We start from the raw sequence: 24,639 nt of genomic DNA, 5'->3' as shown, positions 1-24,639 counted from the left end.
CGGCGCCGGACCAGGCGGCCCTGGTCGTGCGCGAATACCAGGCGCCGCAAGGCGAGGTGGAAGTCGCCCTGGCGCGCATCTGGGCCGAAGTGCTCCGGGTCGGGCAGGTCGGGCGCCACGACAACTTCTTCGAACTGGGAGGGCATTCGCTGCTGGCGGTCAAGCTGATCGAGCGCATGCGCCAGCAGGGCCTGGCGGCCGATGTGCGGGTGCTGTTCGGCCAGCCGACCCTGGCGGCCCTGGCGGCGGCCGTGGGTGGTCAGGTCGAGGTGCAGGTGCCGGCCAACCGCATCGCCGTCGATTGCCCGCGCATCACACCGGACCTGCTGCCCCTGGCCGATCTCGACCAGGCGTCCATCGACCGTCTGGTGGAAAGCATCCCCGGCGGCGTGGCCAATGTGCAGGATATCTACGGCCTGGCGCCGTTGCAGGCGGGCATTCTCTATCACCACCTGGCGACGAGTGTCGGCGACCCCTATGTCATGCAGGCCCAGTTCGAGTTCGCCGGGCTGAAGCCGTTGCACGCCTTCGTCCACGCGCTCGACGCGGTGATCGAGCGCAACGACATCCTGCGTACCAGCGTGCATTGGCAAGGCCTGGGCGAACCGGTGCAGGTGGTCTGGCGCCGGGCGCCTCTGGCGCTCGAACGGATCGACAGCGATCCGCACGGCGGCGATGCCCTGGGGCAACTGCAGCAGCGCTTCGATCCACGCCACTACCGACTGGACCTCAACCAGGCGCCGCTGCTGCGCCTGGCCTATGCCCATGACGAGCAGGCCGACCGCTGGTTCGGCATCCTGCTGTTCCACCACATCCTGCTGGATCACACCGCTCTGGACGTGCTGGTGCACGAGATGAGCGCCAGCCTGCAAGGGCGGATGGCGCAACTGGCAGCCCCGGTGCCTTACCGCAACCAGGTGGCGCAGACCCGCCTGGGCACCAGCGAGGCCCAGCACGAGGCGTTCTTCCGCGGGATGCTCGGCGATATCGACGAGCCGACCCTGGCCTTCGGCCTGCAGGAAGTCGCTGGCGATGGCCGCGATATCGAGGAACTGCCAGTGCTTCTGGACACGGCCCTGAGCCGACGCCTGCGCGGGCAGGCCCGCCAGCTCGGCGTGAGTGCCGCCAGCCTGCTGCACCTGGCCTGGGCCCGGGTGCTGGGGCAGGTGTCGGGGCGCGAGGAGGTGGTGTTCGGCACCGTGCTGCTGGGGCGGATGCAGGGCGGCGAAGGGGCCGACCGTGCGCTGGGGATGTTCATCAACACCTTGCCGTTGCGGGTCAGTGTGGGCTCCGTCGGCGTCCGCGAAGCCCTGCGCGCCACTCACGGGCGGCTGTCGCAACTGCTCGGCCACGAGCACGCCTCGCTGGCCCTGGCCCAGCGTTGCAGCGGCGTGCCGGCTTCGCTGCCGCTGTTCAGCAGCCTGTTCAACTACCGTCATAGCGCCGCGGGCGAGACTTCGGCGCAGCAGGCGGCGACCTGGGACGGCATCCGCCTGCTGCAGGCGCGCGAGCGCAGCAACTATCCGCTGGTGCTCAACGTCGATGACCTGGGCGAGGACTTCTCGTTCAAGATCCAGGCTCCGGCCGAACTCGGTCTGGAACGGATCGGCGGCTACCTGCGCACGACCCTGCAGCATCTGGTCGATGCCCTGGAGCACGCGCCGACGACGCCGCTGCAGACGCTGCCGATGCTGCCGCCGCAGGAGCGCGAGCACCTGCTGCACGGCTTCAACGCCACCGAACGCCGCTATCCCGTCGAGCAGACCCTGCACAGCCTGTTCGAGGCACGGGCCGAGGCCCGTCCGCACGCGACGGCGCTCATCCATGGCGAGCAGGTGCTCGACTATGGCGAACTCAACCGCCGTGCCAACCGCCTGGCCCATCATCTGATCGGCCTGGGCGTGAGGCCCGGCCATCATCTGGCGATCCTGCTGGAGCGCTCGGCGGACCTGCTGGTCAGCCAACTGGCGATCAGCAAGTGTGCGGCGGTCTATGTGCCGCTGGACATCAACGCACCGGCCGAGCGCCAGGCCTTCATGATCGAGGACAGCCAGGCGCTGCTGTTGCTGACCCGCAGCAGCGAGACGCTCGGCTATCCGGTCCGGCGTGTCGATCTCGACCAGCTCGATGTCGACGGCCAGCCGGACCATGACCCACGCTTGCGGCAGTCGAGCGAGTCGGCGGCCTACATCATGTACACCTCCGGCTCCACCGGTACGCCCAAGGGGGTCCTGGTGCCCCATCGGGCGGTCAGCCGGCTGGTGCTCAACAGCGGCTATGCCGAGTTCAACGAGCAGGACCGGGTGGCTTTCGCCTCCAACCCGGCGTTCGACGCCAGTACCCTGGAAGTCTGGGCGCCACTGCTCAACGGCGGCTGTGCGGTGGTGGTCGAACAGGACGTGCTGCTGTCCCGCGAGGCCCTGGCGAGCCTGCTGCGCGAGCAGCGGATCAGCGTGCTGTGGATGACCGCCGGCCTGTTCCACCAGCATGCCGATGGCCTGCTGGCGGCCTTGCGCGGCCTGCGCTACCTGATCGTCGGCGGCGATGTGCTCGACCCCGCGGTGGTCGAGCGGGTGCTGCGCGACGGTGCGCCACAGCATCTGCTCAACGGTTACGGCCCGACCGAAGCCACCACCTTCTCGACCACCTTCGAAATCACTGCGGTCGAGGGCGGCAGCATTCCGATCGGCCGGCCCATCGGCAACACACGCGCCTATGTGCTCGACGCCCGCCAGCAGCCGGTGCCGGTCGGCGTGGTCGGTGAGTTGTACATCGGTGGCCTCGGGGTTGCCCTGGGCTACCTGAACCAGCCGCAACTGAGCGCCGAGAAGTTCCTCGTCGATCCGTTCAGCCCCAGTTCCCAGGGCCTGATGTACCGCAGCGGCGACCTGGTGCGCTGGCGTGCCGACGGCAACCTGGAGTATCTGGGCCGTAACGACAACCAGGTCAAGCTGCGTGGTTTCCGCATCGAGCTGGGCGAGATCGAGACCCGCCTGGGCCGCCATCCGCAGGTGCGCGATGTGGCGGTGCTGGTGCGTGAACTCGCGCCGGGCGACAAGCGCCTGGTGGCCTGGTTCACCGCTGCCGTGGCCGGCGCGGCGCCGGATGTCGAAGCGCTGCGCAATCACCTGCAGGCCCAATTGCCGGACTACATGGTGCCTTCGGCCTATGTGCAGCTCGACGCCTTGCCGCTGACCGCCAACGGCAAGCTCGACCGCCGGGCGTTGCCGGCACCGGACCAGGCCGCGCTGTCGAGTCGGGCGTTCGAAGCCCCGCAAGGGGAGGTGGAAACCGCCCTGGCGCGGATCTGGGCCGAGGTGCTCAAGGTCGAACGGGTGGGGCGCCACGATCACTTCTTCGAACTGGGCGGCCACTCGCTGCTGGCGGTGACGCTGATCGAGCGCATGCGCCAGGCCGGCCTCAATGCCGACGTGCGGGTGCTGTTCAGCCAGCCGACCCTGGCGGCCCTGGCCGCCGCCATCGGCAGCGGTCGCGAGATCGAGGTACCGCGCAACCTGATCGAGGTCGGTTGCCAGCACATCACTCCGCAACTGCTGCCCCTGGTGGAACTGGACCAGGCGAGCATCGATCGTCTCGTCGCCACGGTACCCGGCGGGGCGGCCAACGTGCAGGACATCTACCCGCTGGCGCCGTTGCAGGAAGGCATTCTCTATCACCACATGAGCGCCGGACAGGGCGATCCGTACCTGCTGCAATCGCAGATGGCCTTCGACAGCCGGGTGCATCTGCAGGCGGTGATCGAGGCCTTGCAGCAGGTGGTCGACCGCCACGACATCCTGCGTACCAGCGTGCACTGGGACGGCCTGGAGCGGCCGTTGCAACTGGTGCGCCGGCAGGCCGAACTGCCGGTGCAGGAGCTGCTGCTCGACCCGGCGGCCGGGGACGTGCTGGAGCAGTTGCAGCAGCGCTTCGAGACCCGCCGCTACCGCCTGGATATCCGTCAGGCGCCGCTGCTGCAACTGGTGTATGCCAACGATCCGCTGAACCGGCGCATCGTCGCGATCCTGATGTTCCACCACCTGGCACTGGACCATACCGCCATGGCGGTGGTGGTCGAGGAAATGCATGCGCTGTTGCAGCGCGGCGGCGAGGGCCTGGCCGCGCCGGTGCCGTATCGCAACTATGTGGCCCAGGCGCGCCTGGGGGTCAGCGAACAGGAGCACGAGGCGTTCTTCCGCGACATGCTGGGCGATATCGACGAGCCGACCCTGCCGTTCGGCCTGCAGGACGTGCAGGGCGATGGCCGGGATATCGAGGAAGCACCGCTGATGCTGGCCGAGGCCCTGAGCCGCCGGCTGCGTGAGCAGGCCCGCCTGCTCGGGGTCAGTGCGGCGAGCCTGATGCACCTGGCCTGGGCGCGGGTGCTGGGTGTCACCGCCGGCAAGGACCGGGTGGTGTTCGGCACGGTGCTGATGGGGCGCATGCAGGGCGGCGAGGGGGCCGACCGGGCCCTGGGGATGTTCATCAATACCCTGCCGCTGCGGGTCGAGGTGGACGGTACGGCGGTACGTGAAGGGGTCAAGGCCACCCACGAGCGCCTGACCGCACTGCTGGGCCATGAGCATGCCTCGCTGGCCCTGGCCCAGCGCTGCAGCGCGGTGGAGCCTGCGCTGCCGCTGTTCAGTGCTCTGCTCAACTACCGCCATAGCGCCCACGACGCGTTGCCGGCGGAGGCCGGGGATGTCTGGCAGGGTATTCACCTGCTGGGCGGCGAGGAGCGCACCAACTATCCGCTGACCCTGAGTGTCGATGACCTCGGTCTCGACTTCCGGCTGCGGGTGCTGGCGGCGACTTCGGTCGGCGCGCGGCGCGTGGCCGGGTACATGCAGCGGGCCCTGGAGCAGTTGGCCGAGGCACTGGAACAGGGGGGCGCGCTTGCCCTGAACCGTCTGGCGATCCTGCCGGCGGCAGAGCGCCGGCAACTGCTGGTGGGCTTCAATGCCAGTGCCGCCGGTTTCCCGCAGGGCCAGACCGTCCATGGTCTGTTCGAGGCCGAGGCCGAGCGTCGGCCAGAGGCGCTGGCGGTGGTGCAGGGCGACGCGACGCTCAGCTACCGCGAGCTCAATCGCCAGGCCAACCGGTTGGCCCACCATCTGCGCACGCTGGGCGTGCAGCCGGATGATCGGGTGGCGATCTCGGTCCGTCGTGGCCCGCAGATGCTGGTGGGCCTGTTGGCGATTCTCAAGGCCGGGGCCGGTTATGTGCCGGTCGATCCGGCCCTGCCGGATGAGCGCCAGCGTTACCTGCTCGAAGACAGCGCACCGGCGGTGCTGCTGACCCAGAGCGAGTGGCGTGGACGGTTGCCGGGCCTGCAGGTGCCGGTGCTGGAACTGGACCGGGTCACCTGGCAGGAGCAGTCGGTCGACAACCCGGCACCGGGCGCGTTGACCCCCGCGCACCTGGCCTATGTGATCTACACCTCCGGTTCCACCGGTCTGCCGAAAGGGGTGATGGTCGAGCACCGTACCGTGGAGAACCTGGTGCACTGGCATCGCACGGCCTTCGACCTGCAGCCCGGCGGCCATGCCTCCAGCGTCGCCGGTTTCGGTTTCGACGCCATGGCCTGGGAAGTCTGGTCGACGCTGTGCGTCGGCGCGACCCTGCACCTGCCACCGGCGCAGATCGATCACCAGGACATCGATCGCCTGCTCGGCTGGTGGTTGCAGCAACCGTTGCAGGTGAGTTTCCTGTCCACCCCGGTGGCCGAACATGCCTTCAGCCGGCAACTCGAACATCCGACCCTGCGTACCCTGCTGATCGGTGGCGACCGCCTGCGCCAGTTCAGCCAGGCGCAGCGCTTCGCGGTGATCAACAACTACGGCCCGACCGAAGCCACGGTGGTGGCGACCTCCGGCCTGATGGAAGCCGGGCAGGTGCTGCATATCGGCAAGCCGATCGCCAATACCCGGGTCTACCTGCTGGACGAACAGCTGCAACCGGTGCCGGTCGGCGTGGCGGGCGAGTTGTATATCGGCGGGGCCGGCGTGGCGCGGGGTTATCTCAACCGTCCTGATCTGACCGCCGAACGTTTCATCCGCGATCCGTTCAGTGCCGATCCGCAGGCGCGCCTCTACCGTACCGGCGACCAGGCGCGGTGGCTGGCCGATGGCAATCTCGATTACCTCGGCCGTAACGACGACCAGCTGAAAATCCGCGGCGTGCGCATCGAACCGGGCGAGATCGAGGCGGCCTTGAGCGGTCATGCGTCGGTCAGGGACGCCGTGGTGCTGGTCCGTGACGGACGTCTGGTGGCCTGGTTCAGCGCCGACGAAAGCCTGTCGATCGAAACGCTGAGCGATTACCTGCACGATCACCTGCCGGACTACATGGTGCCGTCGGCCTATGTGCAGCTCGATGCGCTGCCGCTGACCGCCAACGGCAAGCTCGACCGCCGGGCACTGCCGGCGCCGGACCAGGCGGCCCTGTTGAGCCGCGCGTTCGAGGCCCCGCAAGGGGCCGTCGAGATCGCCCTGGCGCAGATCTGGGCCGAGGTGCTCAAGGTCGAGCGGGTGGGTCGCCACGACCACTTCTTCGAGCTGGGCGGCCATTCGCTGCTGGCGGTGACGCTGATCGAGCGCATGCGCCAGGTCGGTCTCGACAGCGATGTGCGGGTGCTGTTCAACCAGCCGACCCTGGCGGCGCTGGCCGCAGCCATCGGCAGCGGTCGCGAAGTCGAGGTACCGGAAAACCGCATTCCCGCCGCTTGCCGGCAGATCACCCCGGACCTGCTGTCGCTGATCGAGCTGGACCAGTCGAGCATCGATCGTCTCGTCGCCGCCATCCCCGGTGGCGCGGCCAACGTGCAGGACATCTACCCGCTGGCACCGCTGCAGGAAGGCATCCTCTATCACCACATGAGTGCCGGGCAGGGCGACCCGTACCTGCTGCAGTCGCAGATGGCCTTTGACAGCCTGGCGGACCTGCAGGCCTTTACCGGCGCCCTGCAGCAGGTGATCGACCGCCACGACATTCTGCGCACCAGCGTGCACTGGGAAGGGCTGGAACGGCCGCTGCAGGTGGTGCGCCGTCAGGCGCCGCTGCGGATCCGGGAGGTCGCGCTGCAGGCCGCTGATGGCGATGTCCTGGCGCAGTTGCACCGGCGCTTCGATGCCCGGCACTACCGCCTGGATATCCGCCAGGCACCCCTGGTGGAACTGGTGCATGCCCACGACCCGGTCGGCCAGCGGATCGTCGCGATCCTGCTGTTCCATCACCTGGCCGTCGACCACACTGCGATGGAAGTGGTGGGCCACGAAATGCGTGCCTTCATCGAAGGCCGTGCCGATGCACTCGGCGCGCCGGTGCCGTACCGCAACTACGTGGCCCAGGCGCGCCTGGGCGTCAGCGAACAGGAGCACGAAGCGTTCTTCCGCGAGATGCTTGGCGATATCGACGAACCGACCTTGCCATTCGGCCTGCAGGACGTGCAGGGCGACGGGCACGACATCGAGGAAGCCTGGCAGCGCCTGCCACTGGAGCTTGCCATTCGGCTGCGCCAGCAGGCACGGCTGCTCGGGGTCAGCGCCGCGAGCCTGTTCCATCTGGCCTGGGCCCGGGTGCTGGCGGCCGCTTCCGGCCGGCAGACGGTGGTGTTCGGCACGGTGCTGCTGGGGCGCATGCAGGGCGGCGACGGTGCCGACCGGGCGTTGGGCATGTTCATCAACAGCCTGCCGTTGCGGGTCGATATCGACGACACGCCGGCGCGCGCCGGGGTCAAGGCGATCCACGGCCGCCTGACCTCGCTGCTCGGCCACGAGCACGCCTCGCTGGCCCTGGCCCAGCGCTGCAGTGGCGTGGCCGCGTCGCTGCCGCTGTTCAGCGCGATGCTCAACTATCGCCACAGTGATGCCGGTCTCTTCGACAAGGCCACCCCAGGTGCCTGGAGGGGCATCGAGACCCTGGCCAGCGAGGAGCGCACCAATTATCCGCTGAGCCTGAACGTCGACGACCTGGGTGAAGGCTTCAGCATGACCGCGATGACGCCGGCCCGCATCGGTGCGCAGCGCGTCTGTGACTTCATGCTGGCGGCCCTGGAAGGGCTGGTCGAGGCGCTGGAGCAGGCGCCGCGGCGGGCGCTCAACCGCCTGCCGGTGCTGACTGACCGCGAGCGTCGGCAGGTGCTGGAGGCGTTCAATGCCACTGAGGTCGCCTACGACCTCGAGCGGACCCTCCATGGCCTGTTCGAGGCCCAGGCCGAACGTGCGCCGCAGGCGCAGGCGGTGGCCGCCGGCGAGCAGCGCCTGGGCTACGGCGAACTGAATCGCCGCGCCAACCAGTTGGCCCACTACCTGCGCGAGCGGGGTGTGGGGCCGGACAGCCGGGTGGCGATCTGCGTCGAACGCGGCCTGGACATGGTCGTCGGCCTGCTGGCGATCCTCAAGGCCGGTGGCGCCTACGTGCCGCTGGACCCGGCCTATCCGGCCGAGCGGATCGCCTACATGCTCGCTGACAGCGCGCCGCTGGCGGTGCTGGTGCAGGGCCGCACCCGCGACCTGCTGGGTGAGGTGACGGCACCGGTGATCGATCTGGACTGCAACACCTGGCAGGACCGCTCGGCGGACAATCCACGGGTACCCGGCCTGACCCCACGGCACAGCGCCTACGTGATCTACACCTCCGGTTCCACCGGCCAGCCCAAGGGCGTGATCAACGAACACGCGGCGGTGGTCAACCGCCTGCTGTGGATGCAGGACGAATACGGCCTGACCCCGGATGACGCGGTGCTGCAGAAAACTCCGTTCAGCTTCGACGTGTCGGTCTGGGAGTTCTTCTGGCCGCTGTTCACCGGTGCACGGCTGGTGATGGCGCGTCCGGAAGGGCACAAGGACCCGATCTACCTGGGCGAGGTGATCAAGGCCGAACAGATCACCACCTTGCACTTCGTACCGTCGATGCTCGACCTCTTCCTGGCCCATGGCGATGTCAGCCGTTGTGCCAGCGTCCAGCGGGTGATGTGCAGCGGTGAGGCCTTGCCGGGCAGCGTGGTGCGCCGGTTCAAGGCGCAGTTGCCGCATGCCGGGTTGCACAACCTCTACGGCCCGACCGAGGCCGCGGTGGACGTGACGGCCTGGAACTGTGCCGGCCCGATCGAGCAGACCCCGGACAACACGCCGATCGGCAAACCGATCGCCAACACCCGGATGTACCTGCTCGACGCTCAGATGCAGCCGGTACCGCTGGGTGTGGTCGGTGAGCTGTACATCGGCGGGGTGCAGGTGGCGCGGGGCTATCTGAACCGTCCCGAGCTGACCGCCGAGCGTTTCCTCGACGATCCGTTCAGCACGACGCCGGAGGCCCGGATGTACCGCACCGGTGATATCGCCCGCTACCTGGCGGACGGCAACATCGAGTACCTGGGGCGTAACGACGACCAGGTGAAGATCCGCGGCCTGCGTATCGAACTGGGCGAGATCCAGGCGCGCCTGACCGCCTTCCCGGCGGTGCAGGAGGCGGTGGTGGTGGCCCGTGAGGACGTCGCGGGCGACAAGCGCCTGGTGGCCTACTACACGGCGGCCGAGGTCCAGGACATCGATGCGCTGCGGGCCCATCTGCTGGAGCAACTGCCGGACTACATGGTCCCGGCGCTGTTCGTGCACTTGGCAGCGTTGCCGCTGAGCCCCAACGGCAAGCTCGATCGCAAGGCGCTGCCGGCGCCGGACCAGGCGGCCCTGGTCGTGCGCGAGTACGAGGCACCGCTGGGTGAAACCGAAATACTGATGGCCCGGCTCTGGGCGGAACTGCTGAATGTCGAGCGTGTAGGGCGCCACGACAACTTCTTCGAGCTGGGTGGGCACTCACTGCTGGCCGTCAGCCTGATCGGCCGTCTGCACCAGGAAGGCATGGAAGCCGACATGAGGGCGCTGTTCGAACAACCGACGTTGGCCGGATACGCCGCAATTACCGAACAAATGGAGATCGCCTTGTGAACGTGACGGAACTGCTGGCCATATTGAAGGCAAAAGGCATCCAACTGGCTGTCAGGAACGATCAACTGATCGTACAGGGTAACAAGCAGGCACTGACCGAGCCTGAACTGCTGGCGCGCCTGCGCGAGTACAAACCGGTGCTGATCGGCATGATCCGCGACGGTTCCTATTCGCCGGCGGCGAGCGGCCAGGTGACGGTGCCGGCCAACGCCATCGAGGCCGGGACCACCCGCATCACCCCGGCGATGCTGCCCCTGGCCAATCTGGACCAGGAGCAGATCGACCGGATCGTCGCCCAGGTACCGGGCGGGGTCGCCAACGTGCAGGATATCTACCCGCTGGCACCGTTGCAGGAGGGCATCCTGTTCCACCACGCCAGTGCGACGCAGGGGGATCCCTATGTCATGCAGTCACAGTTCGCCTTCGCCGACCTGGAGCGGCTGACGGCTTTCGCCCAGGCCTTGCAGAAGGTCATCGACCGCCACGACATCCTGCGCACCGCAGTGCTCTGGGAGGGCCTGGAAAGTCCGGTACAGGTGGTCTGGCGCAAGGCCGAACTGGTGGTGGAAGAGGTGCTGCTCGAACCGCACGAGGGTGAGGCGCTGCAACGGTTGCACGAGCGTTTCGACGCTCGCCACTATCGCCTCGATGTGAGCCGGGCACCGCTGATCCGCCTGGTGTACGCGCGCGATGAAGCCGCGCAGCGGCTGGTGGCGATGTTGCTGTTCCACCACATGGCCCTGGACCATAGCGCACTGGACGTAGTGCGCCATGAGATGGGCGCGTTCCTGCGCGGGCAGGGTGGGCAACTGGGCCAGCCGGTGCCGTTTCGCAACTATGTAGCCCAGGCCCGCCTGGGAATCAGCCAGGCGGAGCATGAAAGCTTCTTCCGCGAGATGCTGGCGGAGATCGACGAGCCGACCTTGCCCTACGGCCTGCAGGACGTGCAGGGCGACGGCACGGCCATCGACGAATTCAATCTGGCGCTGGAGCCGCAACTGAACCTTCGGCTGCGGGCCCTGGCCCGGCAGCAGGGGGCGAGTGTCGCCAGCCTGTTCCACCTGGCCTGGGGCCAGGTGCTGGCGGCGTTGTCGGGCAGGCGCAGCGTGGTCTTTGGCACGGTGCTGATGGGCCGCATGCAGGGCGGTGGCGATGGCGACCGGGCGCTGGGGATCTTCATCAACACGCTGCCGGTGCGGGTCGATATCGGCGGCCTGACGGTCCAGGCCGGGGTCCGTGCGACCCAGGCCCGGCTCACCGCGCTGATGCGCCACGAACACGCACCGCTGGCGCTGGCCCAGCGCTGCAGTGGGGTCGAGGTGCCAACGCCGCTGTTCAGCAGCCTGCTCAACTACCGGCACAACGGCCTGGCGGTCGCCGCCAGCGCCAGCGACGCGGCCTCGGCCTGGCATGGCATCACCCCGCTGAGTTCCGAGGAGCGCACCAACTACCCGCTGACCCTGAGCGTCGACGATCAGGGCGAGGACTTCCGCCTGGCCCTGCTGGCCAGCTCGCAGATCGACGGGCAGCGGGTCTGTGACTACATGCGCACGGCCCTGGAGCAACTGGCGCAGGCCCTCGAACAGAGTCCGCAGGCGTTGCTGGAGCACCTGTCGATCCTGCCGATGGATGAGCGCGAGCTGTTGCTGAAGGGCTTCAACGCCAGCCAGGCCGACTACCGGCAAGGGTTGACCCTGCACCAGCGCATCGCCGCCCGGGCTGCCGAACAGCCGCAGGCGGTGGCTGCGGTGTGCCAGGGACAATCATTGAGTTATGCCGAGTTGAACCGGCAGGCCGAGGTCCTGGCCCACCACCTGGGTGAACTCGGCGTTCGCCCCGACCAGCGGGTGGCGATCGTTGCCCGGCGCGGGCTCGATACCCTGGTCGGGTTGCTGGCGATTCTCAAGGCCGGGGCCGGCTATGTGCCGATCGATCCGGCCCACCCGGCCGAGCGCCTGCGTTACCTGCTCGACGACAGCGCACCGGTGGCGGTGCTGACCCAGGACGACCTGCTGGCCCGCCTGCCGGAACTGGCGGTGTCGGTGATCAACCTCGACAAACCGTTCTGGCAGGAGCACACCGTCGCCAGCGGGCAACTGCCGACCCCTGATCCCCGGCACCTGGCCTATGTGATCTACACCTCCGGTTCCACCGGGCTGCCCAAGGGGGTGATGGTCGAGCACCACACCGTGTCCAACCTGGTGGACTGGCATTGCGCGGCCTTCGATCTGTGCCCGGGACGGCACACCTCCAGCGTCGCCGGTTTCGGCTTCGACGCCATGGCCTGGGAAGTCTGGCCGGCCCTGTGCGCCGGGGCGACCCTGCACCTGCCGCCGCCGGCCGAGGGCGGCGAGGATGTCGACGGCCTGCTCGACTGGTGGTGCGCGCAGCCGCTGGACGTCAGCTTCCTGCCGACGCCGATCGCCGAACACGCCTTTGCCCGCAACCTCGAACACCCGACCCTGCGTACACTGCTGATCGGCGGTGACCGCCTGCGCCAGTTCAGCCGCAACCAGACCTTCGAGGTGATCAACAACTATGGTCCGACCGAGGCCACGGTGGTCGCCACCTCGGGGCGGGTCGAGGCCGGGCAGCTCCTGCATATCGGCAAGCCGATGAGCAATGCGCGCGTCTACCTGCTCGACGAACGCCAACGCCCGGTGCCGCTGGGGGTGGCCGGTGAGCTGTATGTCGGCGGTGCCGGCGTCGCCCGCGGTTACCTCAACCGCCCGGAACTGACCGCCGAGCGTTTTCTCCATGATCCGTTCAGCGATGATCCCCGGGCGCGCATGTACCGCACCGGCGACCTGGCCCGCTGGCAGCTCGACGGCACCCTCGAGTACCTGGGACGCAACGACGACCAGGTGAAGATCCGCGGCATGCGCATCGAGCTGGGCGAGATCGAGAGCCGGCTCAACCAGCTTCCCGGTATCCAGGAAGCGGTGGTGCTGGCCCGCGAGGACCAGCCGGGGCAAGCGCGGCTGGTGGCCTATTTCACCGAGCAGGCGCAGGTCGATGCGTTGGAAACCGCCGAGCTGCGGGCCTGGCTGCAGGCCCACCTGCCGGACTACATGGTGCCGGCCGCCTATGTGAAGCTGGCCGCGCTGCCGCTCACGGCCAACGGCAAGCTCGATCGCCGGGCGCTGCCCAGGCCCGAGCTGGATGCCCTGTTCACCCGCGAGTACGAAGCGCCCGAGGGCGAGCTGGAAATCACCCTGGCGCAGATCTGGAGCGAGGTGCTGCAGGTCGAGCGGGTCGGTCGCCGCGATCATTTCTTCGAACTGGGCGGGCACTCGCTGCTGGCGATGCGCATGGTGGCGCAGGTCCGCCAGCGCCTCGGCGTGGAATTGGCGCTGGCGCAACTGTTCGCCAATGCCGAGCTGGCGGCAGTAGCCGAAGCCCTCGGCCAGGCGGCCCGCAGTACCCTGCCGGACATTCTCGCGGTGGCGCGGGACCAGGCGCTGCCACTGTCGTTCGCCCAGCAGCGGCTGTGGTTCCTGGCGCAGATGGGCGCCGCGAGCAGCGCCTACAACATTCCGGTCGGCCTGGGCCTGCACGGCCCGCTGGACAGCCAGGCGCTGCAACGGGCGCTGGCGCGTATCGTCGAGCGTCACGAGACCCTGCGCAGTCGTTTCGTCCTGCACGGTGACGAGCCACGGGTGGAGATTGCTCCGGTCGGCCAGGGGCTGCGGTTCGCCATCGAGGACCTGCGCGCGACCCCCGATGCCCAGACCTGGGTCCAGGCGCGTCTGCGCGAGGAAGCCGGCGAACCGTTCGACCTGCAACAGGGGCCGCTGATCCGTGGCCGTCTGCTGTGCCTGGCCGACCGGCACCATGTGCTGCTGCTGACCCTGCACCATATCGTCTCCGATGGCTGGTCGATGGGCGTGCTGACCCGCGAGCTGATGGCGCTCTACGAGGCCTTCCGCCACGCCCGGCCTGACCCGCTGCCACCGTTGGCGGTGCAGTACGGCGACTTCGCCGTGTGGCAACGGCGTTGGCTCGATGGCGAGCTGTTGCAGCAGCAGGGCAGCTACTGGCAACAGGCCCTGGCCGGCGCGCCAGCCCTGCTGATGGTGCCCACCGACCGGCCGCGTCCGGCCCGCCAGGACTACGCCGGCGCCACGATCGGTTTCACTCTGGATGAACGCCTGAGCGCCGCGGTCAGGGCCCTCGGCCAGCGTCATGGCACCACCCCCTACATGACCCTGCTGGCCGCCTGGGCCCTGCTGCTGGGGCGCCTCAGCGGGCAGCATGATCTGGTGATCGGCTCGCCGGTGGCCAACCGCCAGCGGGCCGAGGTGGAAGGCCTGGTGGGGCTGTTCGTCAACACCCTGGCGATCCGCCTCGATGTCTCCCCGCAGCAGACCGTCGAGGCGCTGCTGGCCCAGGTGCGCGAACGGACCCTGCAGGCCCAGGCTCACCAGGACCTGCCGTTCGAGCAGGTGGTGGAGCTGACCCGGCCGGAGCGCAGCCTGGCCCACAGCCCACTGTTCCAGAGCATGTTCTCCTGGCAGAACCACGATGAGGCGGCGCTGCAACTGGGCGACCTGCAACTGGAGGCGCTGGCCGGCAGCGGGCAGTTCGCCAAGTTCGACCTGGCCCTCGACCTCGGTGACGGCGGCGCGCAACTGGTGGGCTCGCTGACCTATGCCACGGCCCTGTTCGACGCGGCCACCATCGAGCGTTATCTCGGTTATCTGCGTGGTGTGCTGCAGGCGATGGTCGACAACGACCAGGCCAGCCTCGGCCAGGCCAATCTGCTGGACGAAGCGCAGCGCGTGCAGTTGCTGCAGGACTTCAATGCCAGCCAGGTCGAGTACCCCCGTGGGCATACCCTGCACGGGTTGTTTGAACGTCAGGTCGAGCGCACGCCGGATGCCGTGGCGGTGCGGATGGACGGGCAGGCGCTGAGCTACCGTGAGCTCAACCGTCAGGCCAACCAGCTGGCCCATCATCTGCGGGCACTGGGTGTGCAGGCGGATGAGCGGGTGGCGATCTGCGTGACCCGCGGGCCACGGATGCTGGTGGGCCTGTTGGCGATCCTCAAGGCCGGTGGCGCCTATGTGCCGGTCGATCCGGCCCATCCGGCCGAGCGGATCCGCTATCTGCTGGAGGACAGCGCACCCCTGGCCGTGCTGGTCCAGGGCAACACCCGCGAGCTGGCGGGCCGGTTGCAGGTGCCGCTGGTCGATCTCGACCAGCCGACCTGGCACGACCTGCCCGTCAGCGATCCGCACGTGGCGGGGCTCGCTGCCCGGCACCTGGCCTATGTGATCTACACCTCCGGCTCCACCGGCCTGCCCAAGGGCGTGATGGTCGAGCACGGCACCGTGGAGAACCTGGTGCACTGGCACTGTGCGGCCTTCGATCTGCGTGCTGGCAGCCATACCGCCAGCGTTGCCGGCGTCGGTTTCGATGCCATGGTCTGGGAAGTCTGGCCGGCGCTGTGCGTGGGCGCGACCCTGCACCTGCCGCCGGCGAGCCTGGGCGGCGGCGAGCTGGATGGCCTGCTCGACTGGTGGCGGGCGCAGCCGTTGCAGGTGGCGTTCCTGCCGACGCCGGTGGCCGAGTATGCCTTTGGCCAGGGCCGTGGCCATCCGACCCTGCGCACCCTGCTGATCGGCGGCGACCGCCTGCGGCACTTCGCCGAGGACCCGGGCTTCGCGGTGATCAACAACTACGGCCCGACCGAAGCCACGGTGGTGGCGACCTCCGGGCAGGTCGAGCCGAATGGGCTGCTGCATATCGGTCGGCCGATCGCCAACGCGCGCCTCTATCTGCTGGACGAACAACTGCGTCCGGTGCCGGTGGGGGTGGCCGGCGAGCTGTATGTCGGGGGGGCCGGGGTGGCGCGCGGTTATCTGCACCGCCCGGAACTGACCGCCGAGCGTTTTCTCGACGACCCGTTCAGCACGCTGCCGCAGGCCCGCATGTATCGCACCGGCGACCTGGCGCGCTGGCGGGCCGACGGTACCGTCGAGTACCTGGGCCGCAACGACGACCAGGTGAAGATCCGTGGTGTACGGATCGAGCTGGGCGAGATCGAGGCCAGCCTCAACCGCCTGCCGGGCGTCCGTGAAGCGGTGGTGCTGGCCCGTGAGGATGAGCCCGGCCAGGTGCGCCTGGTGGCCTATCTGACCGAGGCGGCATCGGGCGGCTTGCCCGAGCCTGGCGAACTGCGCGCGCAGTTGGCGACGCAACTACCGGAGTACATGGTGCCGGTGGCCTATGTCCGGCTCGACGCGCTGCCGCTGACCGCCAATGGCAAGCTCGATCGCCGGGCGCTGCCGGCGCCGGCGCTGACGGCCCTGTCGCAGCGCGAATACCAGGCGCCCGAGGGCGAGCTGGAAAACACCCTGGCGCGGATCTGGGGCGAATTGCTGCAGGTCGAGCGGGTCGGTCGGCGGGACCATTTCTTCGAGCTGGGCGGCCACTCGTTGCTGGCGATGCGCATGGTTTCCCAGGTGCGCCTGCAATTGCAGCGCGAGCTGCCGTTGGGCGAGTTGTTCGCCAATCCCGAACTGGCGGCCGTGGCACGGTTTCTCCAGAGCGATGCACCGGTCAGCCTGCCGGCCATCGTCGCGGTTCCCCGTGACGGCGCGCTACCGCTGTCGTTCGCCCAGCAGCGGCTGTGGTTCCTGGCCCAGATGGACGGTGCCAACAGCGCCTATAACATTCCCGTCGCCCTGCGCCTGCGTGGGCAGTTGCAGGCCCAGGCCCTGCAACAGGCGCTGGCGACCCTCGTCGCGCGCCACGAAACCCTGCGCAGCCGTTTCGTCGAATGCGATGAAACACCCCAGGTGCTGATCGCCCCGGTTGAGGCCGGTCTGCTCCTGCAGGTAGAGGACCTGCGCCAGCATCCGCAGGCCGCCACCGCCCTGGAAGACCTGCTGAGCGATGAAGCCCGTGCTCCGTTCGACCTTGCGCGCGGGCCGTTGATTCGTGGCCGGCTGGTGATCATCGGCGAGGAGCATCATGTACTGCTGCTGACCCTGCACCACATCATCGCCGATGGCTGGTCGATGGACGTGCTGACCCGCGAGCTGGTCGCGCTGTACGCCGCCTTCAGCCGCGGCGAGGATGACCCGCTGCCGCCCCTGGCCTTGCAGTATGGCGACTTCGCCGTCTGGCAGCGGCAGTGGTTGAGCGGCGAAGTGCTGGCGCGGCAGAACGCCTACTGGCAGCAGGCCCTGAGTGGTGCGCCAGCCCTGTTGATGCTGCCCACGGACCGACCGCGTCCGGCGCGTCAGGACTATGCCGGGGGCCAGGTCGAGATCCATCTCGACGCGTCGTTGAGCGCGGGGCTCAGGGCGCTCGGCCAGCGCCATGGGCTGACGCTGTACATGACCCTGATGGCCGGCTGGGGCGCGCTGCTCGCTCGCCTGGCCGGACAGGACGAGGTGGTGATCGGTTCGCCGGTCGCCAACCGCCAGGGCGCGGAGATCGAGGGCCTGATCGGGCTGTTCGTCAATACCCTGGCGATTCGTCTCGATGTGGCCGGCGCCGGAAATGTCGCCGCGCTGTTGGCACAGGTTCGCCAGCGCATTCTTGAGGCCCAGGCGCACCAGGACCTGCCGTTCGAGCAGGTGGTGGAACTGATCCGGCCGGCGCGCAGCCTGGCCCACAGCCCGCTGTTCCAGACCCTGCTGACCTGGCAGGCGGGCGAGCGTGCCGAAGCGGTGCCCGGTGGCCTGCAGTTGGAAGGGATCGCTGCCCCGGGGCATTTCGCCAAGTTCGATCTGTCCCTGAACCTGGGCGAGACCCAGGGCTGCATCAGCGGTGGCCTGGTGTACGCCACGGCGTTGTTCGACGAGTCGACGATGCAGCGTTATGCCGGCTACTTCGAACGCCTGCTGCGGGCCATGGTCGCCGACGACCAGGCCCGGTTGGCGCGGATCGACCTGCTGGACATGACCGAGCGCGAGCACTTGCTGGGGGATTTCAATGCCACCGACACCGGCTACAACCTGGCGCAGACCCTTCATGGCCTGTTCCAGGACCAGGTCGAGTGGGCGCCGGAAGCCGTGGCGCTGCAGGCGGACGAGGAGCGCCTGACCTACCGGGCGCTGAACCAGCGCGCCAACCAGTTGGCCCACCACCTGCGCGAGCAGGGTGTGGAGCCGGATGCACGCGTGGCGATCTGCGTCGAACGCGGCCTGGAGATGGTCGTCGGCCTGTTGGCGATCCTCAAGGCCGGCGGCGCCTATGTACCGCTGGATCCGGCCTATCCGCAGGAGCGCATCGCCTACATGCTCGCTGACAGCGCACCGGCGGTGGTGCTGGTGCAGGGCCGCACCCGCGACCTGTTGGCTGAGGTGGCGGTACCGGTGATCGACCTGGACTGCAACACCTGGCACAACCGCTCGGTGAACAACCCGTGGGTGGGTGGACTGACCCCAAGGCATAGCGCCTACGTGATCTACACCTCCGGCTCCACCGGCCAGCCCAAGGGCGTGATCAACGAACACGCGGCGGTGGTCAACCGCCTGCTGTGGATGCAGGACGAATACGGCCTGACCCCGGATGACGCGGTGCTGCAGAAAACTCCGTTCAGCTTCGACGTGTCGGTCTGGGAGTTCTTCTGGCCGCTGTTCACCGGCGCGCGGCTGGTGATGGCGCGTCCGCAAGGGCACAAGGACCCGCTGTACCTGAGCGAGGTGATCCAGGCCGAGCAGATCACCACCTTGCATTTCGTGCCGTCGATGCTCGATGTGTTCCTGGCCCACGGTGATGCCGAACGCTGCGCCAGCGTGAAACGGGTCATGTGCAGCGGTGAAGCCTTGCCTGGCAGTGTGGTGCGTCGGTTCAAGGCGCAGTTGCCGGGTGCCGAACTGCACAACCTCTACGGTCCGACCGAGGCCGCGGTGGACGTGACGGCCTGGAACTGTGCCGGCCCGATCGAGCAGACTCCGGACAATACGCCGATCGGCAAGCCGATCGCCAACACCCGGATGTACCTGCTCGACCCACAGATGCAGCCGGTACCGCTGGGTGTGGTCGGTGAGTTGTACATCGGCGGGGTGCAGGTGGCACGCGGTTACCTCAATCGCCCCGAACTGACTGCGGAACGTTTCCTCGACGATCCGTTCAGCACGACGCCGGAGGCCCGGATGTACCGCACGGGCGATGTCGGCCGCTACCTGGCGGACGGCAACATCGAGTACCTGGGGCGTAACGACGACCAGGTGAAGATCCGCGGCCTGCGTATCGAGCTGGGCGAGATCCAGGCGCGCCTGACCGCCTTCCCGGCGATTCAGGAGGCAGTGGTGGTGGCCCGTGAGGACGTCGCGGGCGACAAGCGCCTGGTGGCCTACTACACGGCGGCCGAGGTTCAGGACATCGATGCGCTGCGGGCCCATCTGCTGGAGCAACTGCCGGACTACATGGTCCCGGCGCTGTTCGTGCACCTGGCGGCGTTGCCGCTGAGCCCCAACGGCAAGCTCGATCGCAAGGCGCTGCCGGCGCCGGACCAGGCGGCCCTGGTCGTGCGCGAGTACGAGGCACCGCTGGGTGAAACCGAAATACTGATGGCCCGGCTCTGGGCAGAACTGCTGAAGGTCGAGCGTGTAGGGCGCCACGACAACTTCTTCGAGCTGGGCGGTCACTCGCTGCTGGCGGTCAGCCTGATCGGACGCATGCGCCGGCTTGGCCTGACGGCCGATGTGCGGGTGCTGTTCGGCCAGCCGACCCTGGCCGCCTTTGCCGCCAGCCTCGGCGCGGGGCGCGAGATCGAGATCCCGGCCAACCGCATTCGGGCCGGTGCCCGGCGGATCACGCCGGCTGACCTGGCGCTGGTGACACTGGAGCAGGAGGCCATCGACCGGATCGTCGCCAGCGTGCCGGGTGGCAGCGCCAACGTGCAGGACATCTACCCGCTGGCGCCGTTGCAGGCGGGGATTCTCTACCACCACCTGGCTGCCAGCGAAGGCGACCCGTACCTGCTGCAGGCGCAATTCGCCTTTGCCAGCCGGGAGCGCCTGGACGCCTTCAGCCAGGCCCTGGGGCAGGTGATCGAACGCAATGACATCCTGCGCAGCGCGGTCCTCTGGGACGGACTGCCGGAACCGTTGCAGGTGGTGCTGCGCGAGGCTCCGCTGGTGTGCGAGGCGGTGTCGCTGGATCCGGCCGATGGGGAGGTGTCCAGCCAGTTGCTGGCGCGCTTCGATACCCGCCACTATCGCCTGGACATCACCCGAGCGCCGTTGCTGCGCCTGGTGCACTGCGCCGATCCGGCCAATGGCCGGATCATCGGGCTGCTGCTGTTCCATCACCTGGTCATGGACCATGTCGCGCTGGAGGTGCTGCAGCAGGAACTGCAAGCCTGCCTGCTCGGCCATGGCGAACGGCTGGGCGCCGCGGTGCCTTACCGCAACTACGTGGCCCAGGCCCGTCTGGGCATGAGCGAGCAGGAGCACGAGACGTTCTTCCGCGAGCAACTGGGGGACATCGATGAGCCGACCCTGCCGTTCGGCCTGCGGGACGTTCAGAGCAATGGCGGTGGCGTCGAGGAGCGCCAGCGGCCGGTCGATCCGGCGTTGAGCCGACGCCTGCGCCAGCAGGCCCGGCAACTGGGCGTCAGCGCCGCGAGCCTGGTGCACCTGGCCTGGGCGCGGTTGCTCGGGGCGGCGGCGGCCCGTGAGCAGGTGGTGTTCGGCACCGTGCTGCTCGGGCGCCTGCAGGGCGGCGAGGGCGCCGAGCGGGCCCTGGGGGTCTTCATCAATACCTTGCCGTTGCGCGTCGACATCGACGCCCGGTCGGTACGCGAGGCCCTGCAGGCCACCCATGGACGCCTGGCCCGGCTGCTGGCCCATGAACATGCGCCGCTGGCGCTGATGCAGCGTTGCAGCGGCGTGGCCGCTGGCACGCCGCTGTTCAGTGCCTTGCTCAACTACCGGCACGGAGCCTCGGCAACGGCGGCAGACGATGAGGTTCGGGGCGCCTGGCAGGGCATCGAGTTGCTCAAGGCCGAGGAACGTACCAACTACCTGTTGACCCTCAGCGTCGACGACCTGGGCGAGGACTTCGCCCTGACCGCGCTGGCACCGGCACAGATCGGTGCGCAGCGGGTCTGCGACCTGATGCACGCGGTGCTGGAGAACCTGGCGCAGGCCCTGGAGCAGCAACCGACCTTGCCGATCGAGCAACTGTCGGTGCTGCCGGGCGATCAGCGTCGGCAGTTGCTGGACGGATTCAACGCGACCACGCGCGAGTATCCGCACCTGCAGACCGTGCACCGGCTGTTCGAGGCGCAGGCCCTGGCCCGTCCCGAGGCCCAGGCGCTGGTGCACGGGACACAGAGCCTCAGCTACCGCGCCTTGAACGCCCGGGCCAACCGCTTGGCCCATCACCTGCTGGCCCTCGGCGTGGCGCCGGGTGACACGGTGGCGATCCTGCTGGAACGCTCGGCGGACCTGCTGGCCAGCCAGTTGGCGATCAGCAAGTGCGCGGCGGTGTACGTGCCGCTGGACATCAATGCCCCGGTCGAACGCCAGCGCTTCATGCTTGAAGACAGCCGGGCGGTGCTGCTGTTGACGCGTGGTGATGAGCTGGCCGACCTGGCATTGCCCCGGGTCGAGCTGGACAGCCTGGCCCTCGACTGGCGGCCGGAGCACAACCCGGATCTGCCGCAGTCGTCCGAGACGGTGGCCTACCTCATGTACACCTCCGGCTCCACCGGTACCCCCAAGGGCGTGCTGGTGCCGCACCGGGCGATCACGCGTTTGGTGATCAACAACGGCTACGCCGATTTCAACGAGCACGACCGGGTGGCCTTCGCTTCCAACCCGGCGTTCGACGCCAGTACCCTGGAGGTCTGGGCACCGTTGCTCAACGGCGGTTGCGTGGTGGTGGTCGACCAGGGCGACCTGCTGTCGCGTGATGTGCTGGGGGCGTTGTTGCAGGAGCAGGCCGTCAGCGTGTTGTGGATGACCGCCGGCCTGTTCCAGCAGTACGCCGACGGCTTGATGGAGGCTTTGCGTGGCCTGCGCTACCTGATCGTCGGTGGCGACGTGCTCGACCCGGCCGTGATCGAGCGGGTGCTCAGGCACGGGGCACCCCGGCATCTGCTCAATGGCTACGGCCCGACCGAGGCCACGACCTTCTCCACCACCTTCGAGATCACCACGGTGGGCGAGGGCAGCATCCCCATCGGCCGGCCGATCGGCAACGCCCGCGCCTATGTGCTGGATGCCCGGCGGCAGCCGGTGCCGGTAGGCGTGGTCGGTGAGTTGTATGTCGGTGGCGCGGGCGTGGCGAAGGGCTACCTGAACCAGCCGGAACTGACGGCGGAGAAATTCCTCGCCGACCCGTTCAACCCGCTGCCGGACAGCCTGATGTATTGCACCGGCGACCTGGTGCGCTGGCGCGCCGATGGCAACCTGGAGTACCTGGGGCGCAACGACGGCCAGGTGAAGATCCGTGGCTTCCGCATCGAGCTGGGCGAGATCGAGACCCGCCTGGGCCGGCATCCGCAGGTTCGCGAGGTGGTCGTGCAGGTACATGAGCTGGCGCCGGGCGACAAGCGCCTGGTGGCCTACTTCACGGCGATCGGCGAAGGCGTGGCGCCGCAGGTCGAGGAACTGCGCAACCATCTGCTCGGGCAATTGCCGGACTACATGGTGCCGTCGGCCTATGTGCGGTTGCCTCTGCTGCCCCTGACCGCCAACGGCAAGCTCGATCGCAAGGCGCTGCCGGTGCCGCTCATCGAGGACTTCGCCAGCCGTGCCCATGTCGCTCCGGCGAACCCGCTCGAGCAGACCCTGGCGCAGCTCTGGGCCGACGTGCTCAAGGTCGAGCGGATCGGCCGCCACGACAACTTCTTCGAGCTGGGAGGCCATTCGCTGTTGGCGATCCGCCTGGTCAACCTGCTGGAACAGGCGGGCCTGCCAGTGTCGCTGGCGGAGTTGTTCCAGCATGCCAGCGTCGAATCGCTCGCCACCTTGCTCAGCCAGCGCGGCGCCGCGCCGCAAGGGCGCGACGAGGTGATCACCGTGCGGGCCGGCGGCAGTCAGCCGGGGCTGTTCCTGGTGCATGAGTTCAGTGGTGCGGATGCCTATTTCCCGGTGCTGGGCCAGCACCTGCCCGGCGATTTCCCGATCTACGGCCTGCCGGGCATCGCCCTGGGCCAGCCGCAGTTGCGGACCATGGAGTGCCTGGCGGCACGGCTGGTGGAACTGATCCGCGAGGTGCAGCCGCAGGGGCCGTATCGCCTGGCCGGCTGGTCGTTCGGGGGGTACTGGCCTACGAGATCGCCATCCAGTTGCTGGGCCAGGACCAGCCGGTGCAGTTCCTCGGCCTGTTGGACAGCTACGTGCCGCGCCTGACCGACCAGGGCAAGGCGCGCTGGGCCGGTGAGGCGGCGCACAAGCGCCACCTGCTGCTGCAATGCTCGGCCTGGCTTACCGTCGAAGGGCCGGCGGGCAGCGATGGCCTGGCGCAGGTGCGGCAGTTGGAGCAGGACCTGGACCGCTTCGACTTCGACGGCCTGCTGGAGCACTGCCGCGAACGGCAGTTGCTGCCGGCCAGTCTCGGTTCGGTATCGTCGCAGGCGTTGTGGCCGTTCATCGATCGCGAGGTGGCCCACGGGCATGCCTTGGCCCATTACCGCCTGCACCCGATCGGCATGCCGGTGCACCTGTTCCGGGCCGGCGAGCGTCCCAGCGAGCTGGCGCGGCGCAGCGAGTCGCTGGGCTGGGCAGAGGCCCTGGGGCGTGGCGAACTGCGCTGCATCGAGGTACCGGGCGATCACTTGAGCATGATGCAGGCGCCGCATGTCCAGGTCCTCGGCCAAGCGCTCGGCGACGCCCTGGAGCGTGCGCAGGTGGCGCCGGGCAGCGTGCACCAGCCGCTGTTGACGATCCAGCAGGGCCGCGCCGGCCGCACGCCGATCTTCTGCGTGCCCGGTGCCGGGGACAGTGTCACCGGGTTTATCGGGCTCACCGATGCCCTCGGGCCGGACTGGCCGGTGATCGGCCTGCAGCCCCGCGGGCTGGATGGCGAGTCGGTGCCGCACAGTTGTGTCGAGAGTGCCGCGCAGTTGTATCTGCAGGCGCTGGAGCAGGCCTGCCCGGAGGGGCCGTTGCATCTGGTCGGCCATTCCTTCGGTGGCTGGGTCGCCTTCGAAATGGCCACCCGGCTGCAGGCGGCCGGGCGCGAGGTGGCCTCGCTGACGTTGATCGACAGCGAGTCGCCCGGCGGCAACAGCGTGATCGGCAAGCCCTATACCACCACTGCGGCCCTGCAGCGGCTGGTCGAGGCGATGCAGTTGGCCTCGGGCAAGTCCCTGGGCATCGATGCGCAGGCCTTCGCCGAACAGGACGACAACACCCAACTGGCGCAACTGCATGCCGGCATGGTCCGGGTCGGTCTGCTTTCGGCACGGGCGGCGCCGCAGGCCATGCATGGCCCGGCGCGGACCTTCGCCAGCGCACTGCGTACCGTCTATCGGCCGCAGCGGGGTTTTGTCGGTCGGGCCAGCCTGGTGCTGGCGGACGATCCGACCCTGGACGCGGCCGGCAACCAGCGCGAGCAACAGGCGATGGTCGCCGGCTGGAGCGCCCAGGTCGACGAACTGACGGTCTGGTATGGGCCGGGCAACCATTTCAGCCTGCTCAAGGCGCCCGCCGTGAGCCAGCTGGCGGCCTGGTGGCTGGGCCGATTGTCGGCTGCCGTGGAGGAGGGGGTGTCGTGA

Annotated in this window: 3 protein-coding genes (1 of these 3 only partly in view); all 3 read left to right on the top strand. The window is 68.6% G+C overall.

Features of this window, described 5'->3' with window-relative positions:
• Tightly spaced (each overlapping or abutting the next), the 3 genes in view from ACZ5KU_RS18815 to ACZ5KU_RS18805 form a layout consistent with a single transcriptional unit that may run on beyond the window.
• A protein-coding gene (locus ACZ5KU_RS18815) for an amino acid adenylation domain-containing protein (protein WP_464735999.1) crosses the window boundary here: on the top strand, positions 1-9,947 show its 3' portion. Its footprint begins 5,149 nt before the window's first position; only the last 9,947 of its 15,096 coding nucleotides appear in the window; its start codon lies beyond the left edge, outside the window; it ends in the stop codon at positions 9,945-9,947.
• Positions 9,944-23,272 carry an amino acid adenylation domain-containing protein gene (locus ACZ5KU_RS18810; RefSeq protein ID WP_464735998.1) on the top strand — a complete coding sequence of 4,443 codons (13,329 nt, stop codon included), beginning with the start codon at positions 9,944-9,946 and terminating at the stop codon, positions 23,270-23,272. The genes ACZ5KU_RS18815 and ACZ5KU_RS18810 overlap by 4 nt, the downstream gene beginning before the upstream one ends.
• On the top strand, positions 23,230-24,639 hold the full coding sequence (locus ACZ5KU_RS18805) for a thioesterase domain-containing protein (protein WP_464735997.1): 1,410 nt from the start codon (positions 23,230-23,232) through the stop codon (positions 24,637-24,639). The genes ACZ5KU_RS18810 and ACZ5KU_RS18805 overlap by 43 nt, the downstream gene beginning before the upstream one ends.

It is taken from the genome of Pseudomonas sp. Tof1 (assembly GCF_055390395.1).
Note: the sequence above shows the minus strand (reverse complement) of the source record. Positions and strands in the feature narration are given on the sequence as shown.